This is a genomic window from Kitasatospora sp. NPDC092286, assembly GCF_044755565.1.
GTDB lineage: Bacteria > Actinomycetota > Actinomycetes > Streptomycetales > Streptomycetaceae > Kitasatospora.
On the sequence record NZ_JBIVRD010000024.1, the window covers coordinates 57,965 to 78,809 of the forward strand.

19 protein-coding genes and 1 pseudogene are annotated in these 20,845 nt (G+C 71.7%); 9 read left to right on the plus strand and 11 right to left on the minus strand.

The annotated features are described in order from the left end of the window. Positions 1-57: 57 nt before the first annotated feature. Positions 58-450 carry a hypothetical protein gene (locus ACIQIB_RS23805; RefSeq protein ID WP_400760428.1) on the minus strand — a complete coding sequence of 131 codons (393 nt, stop codon included), beginning with the start codon at positions 448-450 and terminating at the stop codon, positions 58-60. 421 nt (positions 451-871) lie between these two features. On the opposite strand from ACIQIB_RS23805, the gene ACIQIB_RS23810 reads away from it, so the two are divergent. Together ACIQIB_RS23810 and ACIQIB_RS23815 are read left to right on the plus strand one after the other, a co-directional pair. Continuing rightward, positions 872-1,360 (plus strand): helix-turn-helix domain-containing protein, encoded by a 489-nt coding sequence (locus ACIQIB_RS23810; protein WP_400760430.1) that lies wholly within the window; start codon positions 872-874, stop codon positions 1,358-1,360. 821 nt (positions 1,361-2,181) lie between these two features. Beyond that, positions 2,182-2,343 (plus strand): hypothetical protein, encoded by a 162-nt coding sequence (locus ACIQIB_RS23815; protein ID WP_400760432.1) that lies wholly within the window; start codon positions 2,182-2,184, stop codon positions 2,341-2,343. A 515-nt stretch (positions 2,344-2,858) separates the two neighbouring features. Here the strand turns inward: ACIQIB_RS23815 and ACIQIB_RS23820 are convergent. From ACIQIB_RS23820 to ACIQIB_RS23830, 3 genes and pseudogenes are all read right to left on the minus strand, one after another. Further along, positions 2,859-2,996: pseudogene (locus ACIQIB_RS23820) on the minus strand (transposase); the annotation flags it as partial. 23 nt (positions 2,997-3,019) lie between these two features. Next, positions 3,020-3,166 (minus strand): hypothetical protein, encoded by a 147-nt coding sequence (locus ACIQIB_RS23825; RefSeq protein WP_400760434.1) that lies wholly within the window; start codon positions 3,164-3,166, stop codon positions 3,020-3,022. A 286-nt stretch (positions 3,167-3,452) separates the two neighbouring features. Continuing rightward, complete coding sequence (locus ACIQIB_RS23830) at positions 3,453-3,758, minus strand: DNA-binding protein (RefSeq protein WP_400760436.1); 306 nt, start codon at positions 3,756-3,758, stop codon at positions 3,453-3,455. 1,103 nt (positions 3,759-4,861) lie between these two features. Here ACIQIB_RS23830 and ACIQIB_RS23835 point away from each other — a divergent pair. From ACIQIB_RS23835 to ACIQIB_RS23845, 3 genes are all read left to right on the plus strand, one after another. Beyond that, complete coding sequence (locus ACIQIB_RS23835; protein ID WP_400760438.1) at positions 4,862-6,232, plus strand: integrase; 1,371 nt, start codon at positions 4,862-4,864, stop codon at positions 6,230-6,232. After that, complete coding sequence (locus ACIQIB_RS23840) at positions 6,229-7,296, plus strand: NUDIX domain-containing protein (RefSeq protein WP_400760440.1); 1,068 nt, start codon at positions 6,229-6,231, stop codon at positions 7,294-7,296. Before ACIQIB_RS23835 ends, ACIQIB_RS23840 begins: the two co-directional genes overlap by 4 nt. Before the next feature lie 80 nt (positions 7,297-7,376). Further along, complete coding sequence (locus ACIQIB_RS23845; RefSeq protein WP_400760442.1) at positions 7,377-7,745, plus strand: DUF4184 family protein; 369 nt, start codon at positions 7,377-7,379, stop codon at positions 7,743-7,745. Here ACIQIB_RS23845 and ACIQIB_RS23850 read toward each other — a convergent pair. Further along, positions 7,654-9,021: a dipeptidase gene (locus ACIQIB_RS23850; protein ID WP_363610547.1), complete on the minus strand. Its 1,368-nt coding sequence runs from the start codon at positions 9,019-9,021 to the stop codon at positions 7,654-7,656. The two genes, ACIQIB_RS23845 and ACIQIB_RS23850, sit on opposite strands and share 92 nt — an antisense overlap. 304 nt (positions 9,022-9,325) lie before the next feature. Here ACIQIB_RS23850 and ACIQIB_RS23855 point away from each other — a divergent pair, with 304 nt between their 5' ends. Further along, the gene (locus tag ACIQIB_RS23855) at positions 9,326-10,540 is read left to right on the plus strand and encodes a geranylgeranyl reductase family protein (protein WP_363610659.1); all 1,215 of its coding nucleotides are present in this window, start codon (positions 9,326-9,328) and stop codon (positions 10,538-10,540) included. Between the two features lie 73 nt (positions 10,541-10,613). Here the strand turns inward: ACIQIB_RS23855 and ACIQIB_RS23860 are convergent, their stop codons facing one another. Beyond that, complete coding sequence (locus ACIQIB_RS23860; RefSeq protein ID WP_400760444.1) at positions 10,614-12,917, minus strand: glycosyl hydrolase family 18 protein; 2,304 nt, start codon at positions 12,915-12,917, stop codon at positions 10,614-10,616. 223 nt (positions 12,918-13,140) lie between these two features. Further along, a complete protein-coding gene (locus ACIQIB_RS23865) occupies positions 13,141-14,133 on the minus strand; it encodes a helix-turn-helix domain-containing protein (RefSeq protein ID WP_363610551.1) in 993 nt (330 codons plus the stop codon). Between the two features lie 83 nt (positions 14,134-14,216). Here ACIQIB_RS23865 and ACIQIB_RS23870 point away from each other — a divergent pair, with 83 nt between their 5' ends. After that, the gene (locus tag ACIQIB_RS23870; RefSeq protein ID WP_400760447.1) at positions 14,217-15,500 is read left to right on the plus strand and encodes an MFS transporter; all 1,284 of its coding nucleotides are present in this window, start codon (positions 14,217-14,219) and stop codon (positions 15,498-15,500) included. Positions 15,501-15,531: 31 nt separating this feature from the next. On the opposite strand, the gene ACIQIB_RS23875 is transcribed toward ACIQIB_RS23870, so the two are convergent. Further along, positions 15,532-15,948: a RidA family protein gene (locus ACIQIB_RS23875; RefSeq protein WP_400658891.1), complete on the minus strand. Its 417-nt coding sequence runs from the start codon at positions 15,946-15,948 to the stop codon at positions 15,532-15,534. Positions 15,949-16,166: 218 nt separating this feature from the next. Here ACIQIB_RS23875 and ACIQIB_RS23880 point away from each other — a divergent pair, with 218 nt between their 5' ends. Then, positions 16,167-16,940, plus strand: coding sequence for an enoyl-CoA hydratase family protein (locus ACIQIB_RS23880; protein ID WP_400760449.1), 774 nt, complete (start codon positions 16,167-16,169; stop codon positions 16,938-16,940). 19 nt (positions 16,941-16,959) lie between these two features. On the opposite strand, the gene ACIQIB_RS23885 is transcribed toward ACIQIB_RS23880, so the two are convergent. Beyond that, entirely contained in the window at positions 16,960-17,739 is a 780-nt protein-coding gene (locus ACIQIB_RS23885) for a maleylpyruvate isomerase family mycothiol-dependent enzyme (RefSeq protein ID WP_400760451.1), read from the minus strand. Between the two features lie 159 nt (positions 17,740-17,898). Here ACIQIB_RS23885 and ACIQIB_RS23890 point away from each other — a divergent pair, with 159 nt between their 5' ends. Beyond that, entirely contained in the window at positions 17,899-18,660 is a 762-nt protein-coding gene (locus tag ACIQIB_RS23890) for a DapH/DapD/GlmU-related protein (RefSeq protein ID WP_363610561.1), read from the plus strand. A 189-nt stretch (positions 18,661-18,849) separates the two neighbouring features. Here ACIQIB_RS23890 and ACIQIB_RS23895 read toward each other — a convergent pair whose 3' ends face one another. Together ACIQIB_RS23895 and ACIQIB_RS23900 are read right to left on the minus strand one after the other, a co-directional pair. Next, positions 18,850-19,422 (minus strand): HutD family protein, encoded by a 573-nt coding sequence (locus tag ACIQIB_RS23895; RefSeq protein ID WP_363610563.1) that lies wholly within the window; start codon positions 19,420-19,422, stop codon positions 18,850-18,852. Positions 19,423-19,592: 170 nt separating this feature from the next. Beyond that, the gene (locus ACIQIB_RS23900; RefSeq protein WP_400658886.1) at positions 19,593-20,831 is read right to left on the minus strand and encodes an MFS transporter; all 1,239 of its coding nucleotides are present in this window, start codon (positions 20,829-20,831) and stop codon (positions 19,593-19,595) included. Between the last annotated feature and the right edge of the window lie 14 nt (positions 20,832-20,845).

Here is a 20,845-nt window from a genome sequence, read left to right on the forward strand (position 1 = left end):
GACCCGGTCCGCTCGACGCCTCTATCCCCGGTCTTGTGCACGGTCTGTGACGGCCTCCTACTTGGAAGGGCCACTCAGGAACCCGCTGACCTGATCGGCGGTCTGGACGATCACCGTGCCGCCGCCGAGGTCCGTGATGGTCTGCTGGCCGCCGGAGCCGATCGTCGAGATCAGCGACCATCCGCCGGTACCCAGGGCTCCGCAGACGAGGATGAGGAGCGCGATCGTGCCCCAGCCCTGCTGGCTGCCCGCGGACTGCGGGTTGGCCATCAGCTTCTTGATCAGAAGCACACCGCCCCATATCAAGCCGGCGGCGCCGAGCAGCATGAGCAGAAGACCGCCCCAGAGCTGGATCTGGGACTTGGCGTTCTGCAGGAAGCTCGTCAGGTCCCAGGCTGCGCTCGGCAGGGAGGCCTGTGTGAGGACGGCTGCCTCGTAGATCTTCGTCATAGTTCTTTCCTCTCGCCTTTCGAATCATTCAGTGACATGGCAGTGAGTCACAAGGCGACAAGCGCAGCTCGCCCACCCGGGCGGGTTCCGATAGAGCTTGAGTGACTGGTTGCATGCCGCCGACCCGCCTGTCGGCTCATGTATGTGAACGTCCGTGATGGCTAATGTACCCCATTCGAACTGCGGATAGCAGAGGTTCGTGAAAGGCTATCGACAAGCAGTTGAAAGGTGCTCGGAAGCTAGGTGAATCGACGCCGCAACGCGCGACCGCAGGTCGTGGTGGACTCCTGTGGAATCCGCAGTGCGAGATGTGTAATGTGCTGCCCCAGCACTGCTGCGACGCTGGCCTGCTCAATTTCGAGGCGGGCCACCCCCATACGCCCCGTCAATCGCGATCTTGACCAGGAAGTGCCATACCGCCATGAACCCACTGCCCGGGGACCTTTTCGCCCGCCGACTCCGTCAAGAACGCGAACGCCTCGGCATCAGCCAGGCGGAGCTGGCGCGCCGTATGTCCGCACTGCTCGGCACGAACCTTGACGCCACCGCCATCACGCGCATCGAGCAGCAGACCCGCGCGGTGAGACTAGATGAGGCGGTCACCGCCGCCAAGGCTCTCGGGGTTCCTCTGATCACACTGGTCAGCGATAGCTACGCCCGGGAGAACGAGGCTGAGATCCAGAACCAGCTCGCCGAGCTCGCCCTCGCCGAGCAGGAATGGGAGAGGCTGCGCCAGAAGATCCACCGGATCACCCGGACCATCCAGCAGCTCTCCGCCGAGCGGGAGGGCTTCCGCTCTCACGCGCTGGACGTCAACCCTGAAACCGCCGGCGACTACGAACTCGACCCTGAGACCCAGGCCGTTCTCGACGCCCGGATGCGTGATGCCCGCAACAACCTGGCTGGATAGGTCCCAGGCCCAGGCTCATGACGCTGTTCCGGGCGGCTTGGTCGAACTCCCGGTCGTAGACATTCACCGTCTCGGGCTTCCGCCTCCGGTCGGCTCTGGTCGAACTCTCTGCCGCAGGCCCGGCATCGGTCCGCGACCGCGGTGGCCGTCGACGTAGTCTCCGGACGGATTGAACTCGGCGGCCGAGAACTCTTGAACGGCCGCCACCGGCCGACGCAATGGGTCTGGGCACGACGCGTGATGCCGCAGCCACGGCAGAACGGTGGGTTCCACGCTGCTCCTCCTACGGGCGAGCCAGGGGGCATTCCATCCGTACGGCAGGTTGCCCACCTTGCCCCGCCGAGATCGCCCCGTAAACCGTTTGGGCTCAGCTCGGTGGTAACCGAAGAGCCACCAACGACGTCGAAGCCGCCCCTGTCGGCGTACCCGACAGGTCGATCGCTGCCGCGCCTCCCGACCCCTGGCAGTGGCACCCGCTGAACAGGGTCGACCCCGCCCGGCCCCAGGTAGCCCTCGGGCAGATCACCGCACACCTGCGCGCGGCAGCCGGTATGCCCGCCCGGGCCCCCATTGACCGTGGGGCTCGCCCCAGCCCAGAGGACGCCGACCGGCGCGAGGCCGAGCTGGGCCGGCTCGTAGGGGAGGAGCAGATGCTGCGGGAGAAGGACACAGTGATAACCGACCTGTGCCAGCAGGTGCAGAAGCTATGCAAACAGCTTTGTTCGGAGCGGGAGAGCGCCGGGCCCGAGCCCGGTGACGGTGTACGCCGATCCCGAGCGGCAGTTCCGTGTTCCTCGAGCAGTACAGCTAGGCTCGTAGGCATGGGAATCGACTGGGAGAACATGCTAGGCGCAAGCGGCAACGGCCTCAACGATGCCTACGACAGCGCGGTCTCCGCTGTCATCTACAGGGAGGACCAGGGGGGCAGTCGTCGGCTACTCCCGGTCGGCGAAGAGCACGACGACACAGACGGCCTGCGCTGACCTGAGCGCACACACGAAAACGCCCCGGTGAGCCGGGGAGTTTTCGTGCTTCAGGGGCCAGCCAGGAGGCGGCCGAGCTCAGCCTTACACTCCTCGCGGACCTCCGGCCAGTTGGCGAAGAGCTTCGCCGCCAACACGTCGAGGTCTTCCTCAACAAACAGGCCGGATCCGCCCCGCCGGCGCCGAACATCGCTGTCGCATGTCTGTAAGCACTTCTGGTGGCCCCAGTGCGGGGGTTCACGTGAACGCTTTGCCGTGGACGGGGGGGGTCACGCCTGACCCCCCCGTGCCGCCTGTGTCACCATGGGTGCTCGCGTCGTCGCTTTTGGGATGGCCCGGGGGTCAGAAGTGCCGAATGATCGCTTAGCTGCCTTGATGGCGGAGGCGGGGGCCTCGAACAAGGGCCTGGCCAAACGCATGCGGGATCTCGCCGCGCAGCGCGGCATCGCCCTGGGCACCACGCATGTCGCCGTGCAGCGGTGGCGTGGCGGCGCGGGGATCCGGCAGCCCGCCGCGGCCCGGATCCAGTTCCGCAGCGTCTCGGTGTTCACCCCGAGACCACCAGCGACGGACTTGAACGTCGCTCCCGGCCTCGACCGGTAGAACGCGACCGCGTCCACCTTGAACTCGGCGGGGTAGTGCTTCATCCCCACGGAGACTCCGTTCTCCTGGACCCTCAAGATCCAAGTGTCTCCGGTGTCCAAATTCCGGGGTCAGAGCCCGTCGCCAGCCGGCCGATCAGCTGGTCATCCAGCACGACCGGATCCAGGCCGGCGGGCTCTGCTTCCTCAACGGCCTCGGCCGAGACGGTCACGTCTGTCATCAGGTGTCACTTCCTGTTCGAAGATCCACCATTGACCATACGGACCCACCTCCGGCGGTCCGATGTTCCGCTCGAACAGCCCGGCCGCCTGCATCCGTACCGTCTCACGGCGCTGACGCCCCGCAGGAGTTGGCCTGCCCCCATCCGCATACCTCATACACCACGGGAAACAGACAACACTCCGAGCCCATCAGGAACTTCAAGAAGAATCACCCTAACGAGCCGAAGTCAATAACTCCTCGTCGCCCAGCGACGGTGCATCGCTGCAGGCGGCGTGTTCGTCTGATCAGGGGGCGACGGGCGTCTTCACAGTCGCGCGGCGAGGACTGCGTCGGCGCGGTATCGGCCGCCCCGTACGTGGGTCGCCGGCCGAGCGCGTGGCATGGATCGCGGCGCGCTGCTCGCGGTTGGTGATGATCCGGCCGCCGCGGCCGGTCCGGCCGCAGAGCGTGGAATGGTTGCGGAGGAAGCGGCGCAGCCACGAGACGGAGCACTTCAAGACATAGGCGGTCTCCTGGACCGTCATGTACTCCTGCGCGGGGTCCTCGGGGGCAGTGGGCACCCCGTAGAGCTCGTAGGCTTTGGTGGCCATCGTCATGTCCTTTCAGGCTGGTGTGCTTCGTCCGGATGCGGCGCGAGGCGGTCGTCGGCGGTGCCGAGGGCTGCGCGGAGGGTGATGTGTGGCGGGGCTCATGTATCTACGAGTGCCGTTTTCGAGGTGACGGAGGCGGCTATCCCCGCCTGTGGTGCCAGCTGTGTACGCGTTCCGTGCGGCTCGCGTCCCCGTCAACCCCGCAGGTCAACGGTTGGTGTACCCCAGCAATCTAACCTTAGTCAGCCTCGATTGTATAGATCTAGATAGCCTTCTAGTGGGCTATCTGGTGGGCTGTATGGTGTAGTCGAATGGATCTGGATGGCCTTGTCTGGGGTCTTTCGATCATGAGTCGGCCTGTCTCGCGGATGGGCCTAGCTGGCGACGGCTGGCCCTGTGAGGATGTCAGTATGGGAACTCGCGATCTCGCCCGACTTGCGTTACGTGTCAAGGCGCACCGACTGGAGCTCTACCCCTCGCGCTTCGCGGTCGTCGAGGCGGCAGGTATCTCCAAGGGCATGTGGCGACGAGTTGAGGAGGGGGTAGATGTTCGCGAGGTGGCCTATGCAAAGGTCGACCGGACGCTCGGGTGGGCTACGGGGGCTGTGTTGAGGGGACTGAAGGCGCCGAGCCAGTCCTTGTTGGCTCCGCCGGCGGCGAGTCGGCATCGACTGGGGTCGGGCTAAGTGTGTATGCCGTCCGCGGAGCTGTGTTCAACGCTGCGAGAAAGGCGATGCCGAACGTATCGATCGGGGAGCTTGACGCTTTTAGTGAGCAGTTCGTGGAGGCGCTGCGGAGGTCGGGCGATATGGTGGAATGAAAAGGATTCGCTTCAATCCCCGTACAACCTTTGCGCCTTACCACGGCTCAAGTAGCAAGTAACAAGTAACAGGAGAGACGGTGTGCGTCCTGCCGTCCGGGGTTGCCGAAGATCACGTGGTCCGAAAGCGCGTGAGGCAGTTCATGGAAGCCCAGGGCCGTGATTGCCTGTCATGTCGTGGATGCCCGACCGGGCGTTCACGGTAGGACGGGTGGCGGAAGGGATCAGCGGATGGAGTGTCCGCCGGCACCCGCGCGCCGATCATCGAAGTGGGAGATGACAGGTGCCGTACACGGAAGTCCGCGGGAACAGCATCCGCGTGAAGTGGTGGACCGGGCAGTACAAGCTGGACGACGACGGCAAGCCGACGACCACGAAGCTGTACGGGTCCGCGTCCAAGAATCTGGACGGTATGCCGTTCGCGGATGAGGATGAGGCGTTCACCTTTGGCCTCGACCGGGAGTCCGACGTGCGGAACCGTCGGGGCCAGAGGGTCGCCGCCCCGATCAACATGGCGGACTACTGCGACCTCTGGTTCAAAGGGGTCAGTCTGCGCAGCAATTCTATGTTGTCGTACAAGTCCCGGCTGTCGGCTGTGATTCGCCCCTATTGGGCGCAGAGCACGGTGGACGAGATCACGCCCATCCAGTACGACGCGTTCAGGAAATTCGTGCAGGCCAAATACTCGCACAACTACGCGAAGGGGGTCCTGAATACATTCAAGATGATCATGGACGATGCGGTAGTGAAGTACAAATACCGCGAGGAGTCGCCCATCGTGGAGCAGAAGCGGCGAGGCCTGTACAAGAAGAAGCAGGTGCGCCGAGTCAAGCGGCAGCTGTCCACCCGATCCGTGCACCAGGCGGCCCAGAACGCCTACTACGTCTGGGGATTCGCTGGGTGGACCTATATCTGGACCATCGCCTTCACCGGACTGCGGCCGCCGGGTGAGATGTTCGGACTGCAGCGCGGCTACGCCTCGCCGTACTGGCCCGCCTCCGAGCCGGACGCCGAGCTGCGCGTGGAAGCCCTCCAGCGGTACGAGTCCCTCCACGCTCTCCGGGTGCAGTACCAGACCTATCGGGCCGACAAGAGAGCAGTGCTGGCTACGCCGAAGTACGACAGCTGGAGGACGATCGTCATCCCGCCGTTCCTGCACGAGATGCACCAGGCCCTCCTGGCGTCGCACGACCAGCCGTGGATGTTCCTGTCGATGCAGGGCAAGCCGCTGTTAAGCACGAACTTCGATAACACCTACTGGTTCCCAATCCGGGACGGCGCCGAGGAGCGCGCGTCCCGGCCTCGGTACGAGCGGTGGGCCCGGCCAGCGCTGCCGGCCGTCGAGGAGATGGCTGGAGAGGCCATCTATCGGCTGCGGCACTGGCACAAGGCGAAGCTGGACGAGCCAGGCGACATCCCACGGGTGGCAGTCGAGGAGCGGATGGGCCATGAGCTGCCGGGAGTGGAGGGCACCTACAGCGAGGTAACACTCGTGATGGAGGAGCGGATAGTTGGGTATCTCCAGAGAGTGTGGGAGAAGGAAGTGGTGGGGGCCGCGCTGTGGACGCCGACTTTTCCCATGCCTCTCCCAGACAGCCCCGCGAATCCTGCTCCGTCGCTGTTCAGCGGCCTTCCCATCCTGGAGTACGAGTGATCGTCTGGGTTAATGGCACGTTCGGGGCGGGCAAGACGAGTGCCTGCCGCGAGTTGGTGGAACTGCTGCCCGGCAGCACGCTGTTCGATCCCGAGCTGGTGGGGGCCGGCCTGCGCGGGATGCTGCCGGCGGACCGGCTGACGGCGGTCTCCGACTTCCAGGACCTGCCGGCCTGGCGCCGGCTCGTCCCCGAGACGGCGGCCGCACTGCTCGGCGAGGTGCCGGGCCCGCTGGTCGTCCCGATGACCCTGCTCAGGGAGGACTACCGGGACGAGATCTTCGGCGGGCTCGCCTCCCACGGCATCGCGGTGCACCATCTCGTCCTGGACCCTGGAGAAACGATCCTGCGCGAGCGCATAGCCCAGCGCGAGGAGTGCCCCGGCGACCCGGAGCGCAGCGCGCTGGTCCGGCGCTGGTGTCTGGAGCACCTGCCCCGCTACCGCGCCGCCCGGCGCTGGCTCGGCCGGGACGCCCGGCTGCTCGACACCGGCGGCCTCACCCCGCGCGAGACCGCCGTCCGGCTCGCCGCCCTCGTCCAGGACGGTTCGGCCCGCTGCCCCATCGCCCAGACCCCCGACGCGACCGGCGACACCGTGGCCGCCGCCGTGCTGTTCTTCGACGAGCAGGACCGGGTCCTGCTCGTCGACCCGGTGTACAAGCCGGACTGGGAGTTCCCCGGCGGGGTGGTCGAACGCGGTGAGGCGCCGACCGACGCCGCCCTCCGGGAGACCGCCGAGGAGCTGGGCCTGCGCCTCGACCCGTCCGTGCTGCGCCTGCTCGCCGTGGACTGGGAGCCGCGCACCGGCCCCCGCCGCGGCGGCCTGCGCCTCGTGTACGACGGCGGCCTGCTGGACGCCACCGCCCGTCAGGGGCTGCTGCTCCAGCAGGAGGAACTGCGCGGCTGGCGCTTCGTCAGCCTGGAGGAGGCCGCCGGCCTGCTGCCCCCGGGCCGGTACCGGCGGCTCGCCGCCGCGCTGGACGCCCGCCGCTGCGGCGAACTGCGCTATCTGGAGGCCGGACGGCGGGCCGGGCTCGGCCTGGCCCGGGCGGCCGACGCGGCGTAAGGGGTGTCCCCGGCAGGTCGCGCCGGGCGGGCGCGTCGTCGGACACACCCCGGCGGAGCCGGCGGCGGGAGGATGAGGGCATGCCGTTCACCCTGAGCCACCCGGCCGCCGTCCTGCCCCTGCTGCGCGTGGCGGGGGAGCGCGGGCCGCTGGTGGCGTCGGCGCTGGTCGCCGGGTCTATGGCGCCCGACGTGCCGTTCTTCGCGGAGTCGCTGTTCCCCGGGGTCTACGGTCGGGGCCGGCTGACGCACCGCTGGTGGGCGGTGCCGACGGTGGACGTGGCGATCGCGGGAACGGTGAACGGCCCCGGCCGGAGCGGGAGTCCGCGTAGCGGCGACCGGCCGGGGGCGGGAGGGGTCAGACCGACCGCAGTTCGGCGTAGCGGCGGAGGAAGAGCGCCTCGGTCAGGGCCATCCGCTCCAGCTCCCGCGGATCGACGCTCTCGTTGACGGCGTGGATCTGGGTGGTCGGCTCCTCGACGCCGATGAGCACGATCTCGGCCTGCGGGTACAGCGAGCGCAGGGTGTTGCAGAGCGGGATCGACCCGCCCTCGCCGGAGGCGACCATCGGGGTGCCGAACGCCTCCGCCATCGCCTCGCCCATCGCCTCGTACGCCGGGCCGGTGGTGTCCGCGCTGAACGGGGCGCCGTTGCCCTGCCGTTCGATCCGGATCCGGGCGCCGAACGGGACCTGCGCCTCCAGATGGGCGACCAGCGCGTCCTGGGCGGCGGCGGTGTCGGTGCCCGGCGGCACCCGCAGGCTGACCAGGGCCTTGGCGGCGGCCTGGACGGAGGAGGTGGCCCCGATCACCGGCGGGGCGTCGATGCCGAGGACGGTGACGGCCGGGCGGGCCCAGAGCCGGTCGGCGACGGTACCGGTGCCGGTCAGCGCGACGCCGTCCAGCACCTTGGCGTCGGCGCGGAACTGCTCGTCGGGGTACTGCACGCCGGACCAGGTCTGGTCCCGGGTCAGGCCGGCCACCGCGACGTCGCCGTGCTCGTCGTGCAGCGAGGCCAGCACCTTGACCAGGGCCTGGAGGGCGTCCGGGGCGGCACCGCCGAAGGCGCCGGAGTGCAGGTTGCCGCCCAGTGTGGTGATCGCGACCTCGACGACCGTCATACCGCGCAGCGAGGCGGTGACGGTGGGCAGGCCGGCGGCGAAGTTGCCGGTGTCGCCGATGACGATGACGTCGGCGGTGAGCAGCTCGGGGTGCGCCTCGGCGTACCGCTCCAGGCCGCCGGTGCCCTGTTCCTCCGAGCCCTCGACGATGATCTTCAGCCCGACCGGGTAGCCGTCGCCGTACACCTGGCGCAGCGCCCGGAGCGCCGTCAGGTGCATCAGGATGTTGCCCTTGCAGTCGGCCGCGCCGCGCCCGTACCAGCGGCCGTCGCGCTCGGTCAGTTCGAAGGCGGGGCTGAGCCAGGCGTCCTCGTCGAGCGGCGGCTGCACGTCGTAGTGCGAGTACAGCAGGACGGTCGGCGCGCCCTCGGGGCCGGACAGTTCGGCGTAGACGGACTGGGTGCCGTCGGGGGTGTCCAGCAGCCGCACGTTCGTCAGGCCCTCGGCGGTGAAGGCGTCGGCGACCCAGCGGGCGGCCCGCTCGCACTCCTCGACGGGGAACTGCCGCGGGTCGGCGACCGAGCGGAAGGCGACCAGTTCGGCGAGGTCGGTGCGGGCACGGTCCATCAGGGACCGGACGGCGTCGGCCAGGGGCTGCTGTGGCATCGGGGTGCTCCGAGGGTGGCTGGTCCGTCCGAGGGGTGGTCCGGGCGGACGGCGACGGCTGGGGGTACCGCCGATCATAGGCGGAGTCGAACGGACGCCCGGGAGGATCCTCCGGGGTTCGGGGCGGCGCGGCGACCGGCGGTCGGGGGGACGCATAGGATTGCTCGACGTGACTGACTCCGGAAGCTCCGATTCCCGTAGCCCGCTCGACGCCGAGGCGTCCGGACAGCCGTCCGAGGCACTGCCGTCCGAGCCGCGTCAACCCGAGCGGCAGCCGGCCGCTCAGCCGGCCGAACAGGCGGCCGTGGAGACGCCCGAGACGCCGCGGCCCGGGTCCGGCGGCCCGCTCGACGGCGTCTGGGACGTCGTCGTGGTCGGCGCCGGACCGGCCGGAGCGTCGGCCGCGCACGCCGCCGCCGCCCAGGGCCGCCGCGTCCTGCTGCTCGACAAGGCCGAGCACCCCCGTTACAAGACCTGCGGCGGCGGCATCATCGGCCCCTCCCGCGACAGCCTGCCGCCGGACTTCCGGCTGCCGCTGCAGGACCGCGTGCACGCCGTCACCTTCGCGTACGACGGCCGGTTCACCCGGACGCGGCGCTCCAGGCGGATGCTGTTCGGGCTGGTCAACCGGGACGAGTTCGACCTGCGCCTGGTGCAGGCGGCGAAGCAGGCGGGCGCGGTGCTGGTCACCGGAGTGACCGTCACCGGCGTGGAGCAGCGCGGCGGCGAGCACCGGACGGCCGTCGTCACCGCAGCCGACGGGCGCACCTTCGAGGCGCGCGCGGTGGTCGGGGCGGACGGCAGCGCCAGCCGGATCGGCCGGCACGTCGGGGTCTCCTTCGACCAGATCGACCTGGGCCTGGAGGCGGAGATCCCCGTCCCGCCGCAGGTCGCGGAGGACTGGGCGGGCCGGATCCACCTCGACTGGGGCCCGCTGCCCGGCAGTTACGGCTGGGTGTTCCCCAAGACCGGGACGAGCAGCCTGACCGTCGGGGTCATCTCGGCCCGCGGCGACGGCGAGCGCACCAAGCAGTACCTGGCCGACTACATCCGGCGGCTGGGCCTGTCCGGCTTCCCGCCGAGCGTGGAGTCCGGGCACCTGACGCGCTGCCGGGCCGAGGACTCGCCGCTCTCCCGCGGCCGGGTGCTGGTGGCCGGGGACGCCGCCGGGCTGCTGGAGCCGTGGACCCGTGAGGGCATCTCGTACGCGCTGCGCTCGGGCCGGCTGGCCGGCGAGTGGGCGGTCAAGGTCGCCGAGGCGGGCAACGCCGGGGAGGTGCGGCGCGAGGGGCTGAACTACGCCTTCGCCATCAAGGCCGGGCTGGGCGTGGAGATGCGGGCCGGCAAGCAGATGCTGGCCGCGTTCGAGCGCCGCCCGTACCTGTTCCACGCCGCCGTCTGCCTGGTCAGCCCGGCCTGGCGGGCCTTCGCCCGTACGACCCAGGGGCACACCACCTTCGCCCAGGTGCTGCGTCAGTACCGCGTGGCCCGGCGGCTGACCTCGCTGGCCTCCCGGTAGCGGGCCCACCGGGTACGAGGCACCGGGGTGCCGCCGGGGCGGGCGCTGGTCGCGCCCGCCCCGGTGGCTCCGGTCACTTGAGCCCGGTGTCCAGCGCCGTGATGAGGGCGCCGTTCGGGGTGTCGCCGGACATCTCCCAGATCATGCTGCCGAGCAGGTTCTTCGACTTCAGGTAGGCCGTCTTCTGGGCGATCGACCAGGTGTCGTCGAAGGTCCACCACTGGCCGCCGGGGCCGGTGTAGCCGTAGGTCGAGATGGACTGCGGGTCGTGGTAGACGGTGAGGTTGGGGAAGGTGGTGATGAGGTTGTTGTACCCGCGGGTGCCGGCCTCCTCGGCGAACTGTCCGGGCGCCGCGCCGGTCGCGGTCTGCCACTCGCCCGCCGCGCCGCCGTCCGCCACGCCCTGCCAGCCGCGGCCGTAGAACGGGAAGCCGATGGTGAGCTTGCGCGGGTTGACCCCGGCGCCCAGGTAGGCCTGGACGGCCGCGTCCACGCTGAAGTGGAAGTTGTACGGGTCCTGGGTGTCCGCGTAGAGGTTGGCCTGGTGGCCGGTGCGGTTCGGCTCCCACGAGTTGTCGCTGCCGGCGCCGTGGAAGTCGTAGCCCTGGACGTTGGCGATGTCCAGGTAGTTGAAGATCTTCGAGAGGTCCCAGCCCTGGTTGATCTTGACCGGGTCGGCCGGGGTGAAGGCGGTCAGCAGCTTGTGCGAGCCGCCGAGCGCGTCGAGCTGCTTGCGGAACTCGGCGAGCAGCAGGGTGAGGTTGTCCTTGTCGTTGGCGCTGTAGTGGTTGCCGGGGTGGCCGTCGCCGGAGCCGGGCCACTCCCAGTCGAGGTCGATGCCGTCGAAGATCCCGGCCGCCACGCCGTCACCGCCGGCGCCGTTGTAGACCGGCAGGTTGCCCTTGATCCAGGTGTCGATGCAGGACTTGACGAGCTTCTGCCGGGAGGCGTCGGTGGCGGCCGCGTCCGAGAAGTACTTGGAGTACGTCCAGCCGCCGAGCGAGACGACCACCTTCAGGTTGGGGTACTTGGCCTTGAGCTTCTTCAACTGGTTGAGGTTGCCGCGGAGTTTGCCCCAGCCGTCGTCGGCCACGCCGTCCACCGACTGGGCGGCGCTCATCGGGCGGGCGTAGTCGGCGTCGGCGTCGCCCGCGCCGGTGCCCTGGTCCGGGTCCTGCGGGTTGGAGGTGGTACCCCTGGTGACGCCGGCCAGGCAGGTCAGATTGACCGGATCGATGTTCTCGAAGGCGTAGTTGATGACGTCGAGCTTGGCCGCGCTGCCCGAGGTGTCGAGGTTCTTGACGAAGTACTGGCGGCCGTAGATGCCCCACTGGGTGAAGTAGCCGACCCGGGCGTACTTTCCGGCCCCGACCAGGTCGGCGGTGGTGACGGAGAGCGGCGCCGAGGCGGGCGAGGCGTTGTCGGCGCCGTCGCGGGCCTTGACGGTGAAGGTGTAGGCGGTGGACGGGGAGAGGCCGCCCACATTGGCGGTCAGCGTGGACCCGGTGACGGTCTTGACCAGGGTGGCGCCCTGGTAGACGTCGTACGCGGCCACCCGCACGTTGTCGGTGGCGGCGTTCCAGGCGAGCGTCACGTCGGACGAACCCACCGCCGTGGTGCGGAGGTTGGTGGGCGCGGTGGGCGGCACCGGGTCGGTGGCCGGGTCGAAGGTGGAGGCCGTGACGGACACGCTCAGCGGGCCGGTGTTGCCCCGGGTGTCCTTGGCGCGCACGGTCAGGGTGTACGAGGTGGCCGGGGTGAGCCCGGTGACCAGCGCGTCGGTGGTGGTGCTGGTGCCCACCACCGTGCTCCCGTTGAGCACCTCGTAGGACGCGACCGGGAAGTCCCCGCCGGTGGCGGCCGGCCAGTGCAGCGCGAGGCTGTGGGCGGTGGAGTCGGTCACCGTCGGGGTGCCGGGCGCGGACGGCAGGACGTCCGAACTCCCGTCGCACTTGTCGCCGTTGATGCGGCAGCCGGTCGGCGTGCCGAGCGGGCCGTTGGCGACGAACCAGAAGCTGTACGGCTCGGTGGTGCCGTGCGCGGGGACGTTCGCGTTGTAGAAGGCGTTGGTGGCGGTGACGTGGCTGCCGTTGGCCGTCGCGGTGCCGTTGTAGCTGTTGGCGATGGTGGCGCCGGCCGGCAGGTCGAACTCCAGGGTCCAGCCGGAGACGGCGGCGGTGTTGTCGTTGTGGACGACGTAAGTGCCCTGCCACCAGGAGCCGTTGTTGACGGTGGTGAAGGTGGCGGTGAGCTTTCCGGCGGCGTTCGCAGGGGTGGCCAGCACGGTGAGCGCGGCCAGCGGGAGGAGCAGGGCGGAGAGCAGCGTCAGCAGTCTGCTGCGCGCTCGCGGGCGGTGTGCCCGGGGTCGAGCGGACATGGTTCTCCCTGTGGCTGTGGGGGTTGGACAGGGTGACGTAGAACCGTACGGGTGGTGCGTGGCCGATCGGTGCCCGCGCCGTGGGGAGACGGGGGCATGGGCACTGTAGGAGGACTGGACCAATGCGTCAACAGGTCTGTACCAATGGCGAGTTGATCAACCGGATCGGGGGTTTGGGCCGAGGGCTTGGGTCGGCGGTCCGGCAGGATCCGTGCGGCGCACCTCAGGCGCGCCGGGGGCCGCCGGTCAGCTCGTCGCCGAGCGGGCTGCGGGAGTAGAGCACCGAACGGCCGTGCCGGGCCCTGGTCACCAGGCCGGTGTCGGACAGCACGGCCAGGTGCTGGCTGACGGCGCCCGGGGTGACGCCCAGCCGGTAGGCGAGGTCGGTGGTCGAGGCCGGTTCGGCGAGCAGGGTCAGCAGCCGGGCCTTCGGCGCGCCGAGCAGCAGCTCCAGCGCGCGCGGGGTGACGGGGGCGGTCGGCCCGGCCATGCCGGCCTGGCCGCGGGCCGGGTAACTGATCTGCGGCGGAAGGTCGTTGTCGATCATCGTGATCGCACCGCGGGCGAAGAAGGTCGGGACGAGGACCAGCCCGCGGCCGTCCACCGTGATCTCGCCGTCCCAGTCCGTCCAGCGGCGGTTGATCGACAGCACGCCGTCCTCCCAGCGCAGCCGGTGGTCCAGGTCGGCGAAGAGCGCCGCCGCGCCGTGCTGGGCCAGCAGCCGCGCCCGGTACACCAGGTCCGCCTCGAGCACCGCACGCGCCTGCGGCCACCAGGAGGGCGCCAGGCAGACCTCCCAGTACTCCTCCAGCCCGTCCGCGATCCGGGCCAGCAGCCGCGCCGGATCGGCCAGCCCGGCCGACAGGACGGCGGGCAGCGGTCGGCCGTGCGGCAGGAAGACCTGCTCCAGCTCGGGGCGCAGCCGCTCGGGCGGCAACGCGCGGACGACGGCCAGCTCGGTGCGGAAGTCCGGGGCGGGGGAGGCCGGCCGGGGCGTCAGGAAGTCGGGGATCCAGCGGTTCGCGCCCACCAGCGAGAGCAGCAGCGTCGAGTCCAGCCGGGCGAAGGCGGGGCGCAGCCGCTCGAAGGCGGACGACTGGAGCGCGTAGAAGCCCGGGTGGGTCCACATCCGCAGGCTGAGCGCGGCCTCCTGGATCGGCGAGCAGGCGAACCAGGTGGTGGCGAGGTCGGACAGCCCGAGCCTGAACCGGTGCACCTGTCCGCCCCCGTCGTCGCCGTCCTTTTAGCCAGAGCCTAAATCAGTACTGTGCGGGAGCGGGAGGCGGTGGGATCGAGGACATGACCACCTCACCGGCGGAGACCTCCGCACGCGGCTCCGACCTGCCCGAAACCGGACCGGCCAGGACATCACGACTGCTGCACCCCGATCCGGCGGTGCGCAGGCTCGCCGGTATCACCCTCGTGAACACCCTCGGCAACGGCCTCTCGCTCGCCGTCGGCGTGCTCTTCTTCACCCGCGTCCTCGGGCTGAGCGCCGCCCGGCTCGGCTTCGGGCTCACCGTCGCCGGTCTGTGCGGGGTCGCCGCCAGCATGCCGGCCGGGCGGGCCGCGGACCGCTGGGGCGCGCGGCGGGTGCTGGTGCTGCTGGTCGCGCTGGAGGCCGTCGGCACCGCCGGGTACGCGCTGGTGCACAGCTATCCGGCCTTCGTCGCGCTGGCCTGTGCGGTCACCGCCGTCGACCGGGGGTCCGCCGCGGTGCGCAACGCCCTCTACGCCGAAGTGCTGCCCGCCGACCGCCGGGTGGCGGGCCGGGCCTACCTCAGGGTGGTGACCAACGCGGGCCTGTGCGGCGGTACGGCGCTCGGCGCGATCGCTCTCCAGGCGGACACCCGGCCGGTCTATCTGACGGCGATTCTGGCCGACGCCGTCTCCTTCGCGGTCGTCGCCGTGCTGTACCTGCGGCTCCCGGCCCCCGCCCCGGGACGGCACGAGCGGCCCGGCCGGCCCGGGCGGCAGCGCAACCCGGCCCTGCGGGACGGGCCGTTCCTGGTGGTGACGGCGCTGAACTCGCTGTTCTGCCTCCAGTTCGCGCTGCTGGAGGTCGGCGTGCCGCTCTGGATCGTCCAGCAGACCGACGCGCCCCGGATCACCGTGGCGGGCACCCTGATCGTCAACACCCTGCTGGTGATCGCCCTCCAGGTCCGGGCCACCCGGGGCACCGAGGACCCGGCGACGGCCGCCCGGGTCTGCGGCCGGGCGGGTCTGATCCTCGCCGCCTCCTGCGTGGTGATCGGCCTCGCCCACGGACTGCCCCCGGTCGTCGCGGCCGTGGTGGTGCTCGCCGGGGTGGCGCTGCAGGCGCTCGGCGAGGTGCTGAGCCAGGCCGGTGGCTGGGCGCTCAGTTACGACCTGGCCGACGAACGCGCCCACGGCGCCTACCAGGGGGTCCACAACGCGGGCAGCGCCGCCTCGCTGATGATTGGCCCGGCGGTGGTCAGCACCGCCGTGATCGGGTTCGGCCTGCTCGGCTGGGCCGCGCTCGGTGTGCTGCTGGCCGGCGCGGGACTGGCCATGGGCCCCGCCGTCCGGTGGGCCGGGCGGCGGGGCGCGATCGCGGTCTAGACCGTACGGGCCCGGCGCGGGCCGGGCGACCCTAGGCGGGCTCGGGCACCAGGGCGAGGGCCTCGATCTCGATCAGGACCTCGGGCAGGAACAGCGCCGCCACCTGCATCGCCGAACTGGCCGGCAGCCGGGCCGGGTCCATGCAGGCGTTCCGGGCCTCGCGGATGGCGGAGAGGTACGCGATGTCGGTGACGAAGTAGGTCAGCTTGACGACATCGGTGAAGTCGGCCCCGGCCGCGGCCAGGCAGCGGCGCAGGTTCTCGAAGATCTGCCGGGCCTGCGCCTCCGGGTCGCCCGGGCCGACCAGCCGCCGCTGCTCGTCGAACGCGACCTGGCCGGAGACCGCGACCAGGCGCCCGGTGCCGGTGACGACCTGGGTGTACCCGGTGCCGGGGGCGACCCCGGGCGGCTCGGCGATATGGGTGAGGTGCTGCGGGGTGGTGGTCATGCGGTCATCGTGACCCAGCCGCGATCACCGTTCCACCGGATTTCCCGCCCCTGGCCGGTGCGTGCCCCACCACCGGCCTCCGGTCCGCGGGAGCCCCGGCCGAGGCGGCTCTGGCCGTCGGGCGGGTGGCCGTGTCAGAGTCGTCCGGGCGCCGCCCGAACCACCGGGGACGCCTCGGCAGTCCGACCCACCCTCAGCCGGAAAGCAGGCCCGCACCGATGACCCGCGAAGTACCCTTCGTCCGCGTCACCACCGCCGACGCCGTCACCACCCTGACCCTCGACTCGCCGCACAACCGCAATGCCCTCTCCACCCGCCTGATGGCCGAACTGACCGCCGGCCTGGCGGTCGCGGCGGCCGACCCGGAGGTCCGGGCGGTGGTGCTCGGGCACACCGGCAAGGTGTTCTGCGCGGGCGCCGACCTCTCCGAGGCGACCGGTGCGGACCCGACGGTCGGCCCGCGCGGCCTGGTGGAGCTCCAGCGGGCGATCGTGGACTGCGCGAAGCCGGTGATCGCCGTCGTCGACGGCCACGTCCGGGCCGGCGGCCTCGGCCTGGTCGGCGCCGCCGACCTCGCGCTGGCCGGCCCGGCCGCCACCTTCGCGTTCACCGAGGTCCGGCTCGGTCTCGCGCCCGCCGTCATCTCGCTCCCACTGCGCCCCAAGCTGGACCCGCGCGCGGCCTCCCGCTACTACCTGACCGGCGAGGTCTTCGCCGCCGCCGAGGCCGCCCGGATCGGCCTGATCACCCAGGCGACGGACTCCGCCGAGTCCACCGGCACCGCGCTCACCTCCCTGCTGGACGCCCTGCGGCTGGGCTCGCCGCAGGGCCTCGCGCAGTCCAAGCGGCTGGCCAACGCCGAGGTGGTGCGCTCCTTCGAGCGGGACGCCGACGAACTGGTCGAGCTGTCGGCCCGGCTGTTCGGCTCGGACGAGGCGCAGCAGGGCATGCGGGCGTTCCTGGCCAAGCAGCCCGCGCCATGGGCGCGGTGACCGCCCGCCACACCGGGGTTCAGCTCCAGCGGACGGCGGCCGTCTCCCGCCAGAGGTCCAGCAGCGACCGGTCGCCCGAGCGGTCCACCCGTTCGGCCGGCAGCCGGTTCCAGAGCAGCAGGTAGAGCTCGCGGGCCGGACCACTGAGCGTGAGGTCGGCGGGGCCGCCGCCGTCGGCGGGCCCGGCGTCGCCCAGGCGCCGGACGGACAGCGGCTCCTGGCTGATGGTCAGCAGCCAGGAGACCGGCCCGTCGGTGGCCCGGACCAGCACCGTGCGCGGGTGCTCGCTGCGCGCCCGGGCACGGCCGCGGGACATCAGACCGCACAGCAGCTCGTCGATGCCGTCCAGCGCCAGGTCGGTGGCGACCGGCGGGCCGGGCTCCCCGGAGGCGGCGTCGGCGTCGAAGCGGTGCACGGCCGTCTCGTGCGCCTGGCGGCGGGCCCAGAACGCCAGTGGGCCGGGCGCGGGCAGGAAGCTCCAGCAGTCCAGGTCGGCCGGCGCCGCGGCGAGCGCCTCCACCAGGGCGGTGTGGCCCGCCCGGAACCAGCCGACCAGCGCGGCGTCGGACGGTTCCGGCCCCCAGGCGGCGGCCGCGCCGTCGGCGTCCAGCGGTGCCCGGTGACCGTGCACCAGGTAGGCGGTGGCCCAGCGGTGCACCTGGCCGGTGTGCAGGACGAGGTCGCGCAGCCGCCAGTCGGGGCAGGTGGGGACGGGGGCGGCGAGGTCGGTGCGGTCGGCGGCGTCGGCCAGCAGGCCGCCCTCGCGGCGCAGTGCGTCGATGTGCTCGGAGATCTCCATGGTCGACGAGTGTCGCACCGGTGGCGGATTTCGGACCTGCCGACCGATCGGCTGCCGTCCTGCCGTCCTGCCGAGCTGGAAGCGGCAGCCGTACCGGGCCGATGTGACGTTGGCCGCCTCGCCGGTCGGCCGTACCGTACGGGCCGGTAACGTGAGCGCATGCCGATCACCCGTTCCCTGTTCTCCGCCGTCCGGGCCGGCGGCCGACGTGTCGCGGGCCGCCTCGTCCACCGGGGCTGGCGCTTCGTGCAGACGGCCGGGGCGGTGTCCGGCGACAACCCCGGGCCGTACCGGTTCGGCGAACTGGGCGCGGGGACGAAGCTCGCGTTCCCGCTCGGCGCCGTCTTCAACGAGCAGTGGATCACCATCGGCCCGTTCTCGATCATCGGCGAGCGCGTCACCATCAGCGCGGGCTTCCTGCCGGGCCTGGACCTCGGGCCGGAGCCGATAGTCCGGATCGGCGGTGGCTGCGTGATCGGCCGCGACAGCCACATCGTCGGCCACCAGTCGATCGTCCTCGGCGACGACGTCTGGACCGGCCCCGGCGTCTACATATCCGACCAGGCCCACGAGTACCGCTCCACCGACCTGCCGATCGGCAAGCAGTGGCCGCGCAACGAACCGGTCGAGATCGGCCCCGGCAGCTGGATCGGCACCGGCGCGGTGATACTCCCCGGCGCCAGGCTCGGCCGCAACGTCGTCGTCGCGGCCGGCGCGGTGGTCCGCGGCGAGGTCCCCGACCACAGCGTGGTCGCCGGCGCCCCGGCGAAGGTCGTCCGCCGCTGGACCGCCGAGGAGGGCTGGCAGCCCCCGCTGCGCCACGATCCGCCGAGCCCCGTCCCCGACGGCGTCACCGCCGAGCAGCTGCGCGCCCTGGTCGGGTGGGACCTGCGGCTGCCGGGGGAGGACGCCTCGTCCTGAGGACGGGCCCGGCCCGGACGCGGTCAACGGATCGGCTGGGCAGGGGAGTTCGGTCCGGGCGGTTCCGCTGGCTGTTCCCGGACCGGGCCCGTAGCTCCTCCGCGGGGCCGGTGCCCTTCTTCGCGGGCGGGAGCGGCAACTCGTCCGGGTGGCAGGTCTGTTCGCTCCCACCGCGCTGCCGCTCCCCGGTCAGCCGGCCGGGCTCAGCGTCACGACGGCCGTGGCGCCGTCGACGCGCAGGGTGTGCGGGCCGGGGGCGGTGAGCAGGGCGGCGTCGAAGCGGGTGAGGCCGGCCGGGCCGAGGGCGGCGGTGCCGGCCAGGCAGACCACCAGGACGGTGGCGCCGGGCGGGACGTCCACGGCGCGGGGCGAGGCGGCGAAGGAGACGTCGGCGGTGGTGCGGCCCCGGCGGGTCATCACGTTGAAGTCGACCACCGGGCCGCCGAGCAGGCGGCAGCCGGTCGTCGCGTCGCCGGGGAAGGCGAACGGGCGGAAGGGGGTGTCGACGAGGTGCTCGGTGCCGTCGACGGTCAGCGCCATGCCCGGGCCGTCGACCAGGGTGATCACCCGGTCGACGCCGGGGAACGGCGAGAACGGTCCGGCCGAGGCGACGTCCGCGAGGCTGACCCGCCAGTCGAAGGTGTCCAGCCCCGCCCCGGCCGGGAAGCCGGCGACCTCCCTGGTCACCCCGCCCCCGTTGAGCCAGGCCGTCGCCGGGCGCTCGCCCGCCCGCAGTATCCGGATCCGCCCACTGGTCGTCATGGCGGCATCCTGCCACGAGCCGCCCGGGGGCCGGGGGCGGAGGGCGCCCCCGCCGTTGCGCAGGATCTCCGGCACGGTCGGCAAGCGCGGCAGCCCGGCGCGGACGGACGGGCCTCCCGCGCCGGACGGCGCGACCGGGGGTGGGCGGGCGTCGGGGCGCGGCCGGCCGGTCAGCGGGAGCGGGCCGTCAGGGGGAGGAGCGCGGCGACGGTGGCGGCGAGCGCGACGGTGGTGAGGGCGAGCGGGAGGCCGGCGGCGTCGGCGAGGAAGCCGATCACCGGCGGCCCGATCAGCATGCCGCCGTAGCCGAGGGTGGACGCGAGGGCGACGCCCTGCGGACCGCCCGCGGCGCCGGCCCGGGCGATGGCGAGCGGGAAGATGTTGGCCAGGCCGAGGCCGACCAGCACGAATCCGCCGATGACGAGCGGCACCGAGGGCGAGAGCGCGGCGAGCAGCATGCCGGCCGCGGCGGTGAGGCCGCCGAGGACCATCACCCGGGTCTGGCCGAGCCGGATCGAGGCCCAGGTCCCGCCGACCCGCCCGGTGGTCATCGCGAAGGCGTACGCGGCGTACGCGGCGGCGGCCGTACCGGCACCGGCGTGCACGTCGTCGGTGAGGTGCAGGGTGGTCCAGTCGGCGATCGCGCCCTCGCCGTAGGCGCAGCAGAGAGCCGTGAGCCCGAGCAGCAGGACGAGCAGGCGGGCGTGCGGGGCGGCCGCCGTCCGCGAGCCGGGGCTCCCGGTGGCAGGGCGGGCGGGCGCCACCGCCGGTGCGGCCGGGCTGCGGAGCAGGACCACACCGGCGCCCGCCGTGACGGCCAGGCCGAGCAGGCCGCCCAGGGCGAGCGCCCAGGCGGTGCTGAGGGTGCCCGCGAGCAGCCCGCCGGCGCCCGCGCCGAGCAGGCCGCCGAGGCTGTAGCCGGCGTGGAAGCTGGGCATGACCGGTCGCCGCAGCTCGGCCACCAGGTCGACGGCGGCGCTGTTCATGGCGACGTTGGCACCGCCGTAGCCGGCGCCGAAGAGCAGCAGGACGCCGCCGAGCGCCGCGACCGAGTGGGCGTGCGCGGGCAGTGGCACGGCGACGCCGAGCAGGGCCAGCGAGCCGACGGTGACCGGCCGGGAGCCGTACCGCAGACAGAGCCGGCCGACCACCGGCATGGTGGCCACGGCGCCGGCCGAGACGCAGAGCAGGGCGAGCCCGAGGGCACTGTGCGAGGCGCTGACCTGGCTGCGGATGTCCGGAATGCGCACCACCCAGGCGGCGAACAGGAAGCCGTCGACGGCGAAGAAGGCGGTCAGTGCGAGACGTGCGGCCCCCCAGGGGGTGTCGGGGGCGGGTGGTGTGCTGCGAGACTGGGAGGAGGGGCGGTCGGTCCGGGAATACGCGAGGATTTTGTTTCGGAGCGGCACAAAGTAACAATAGA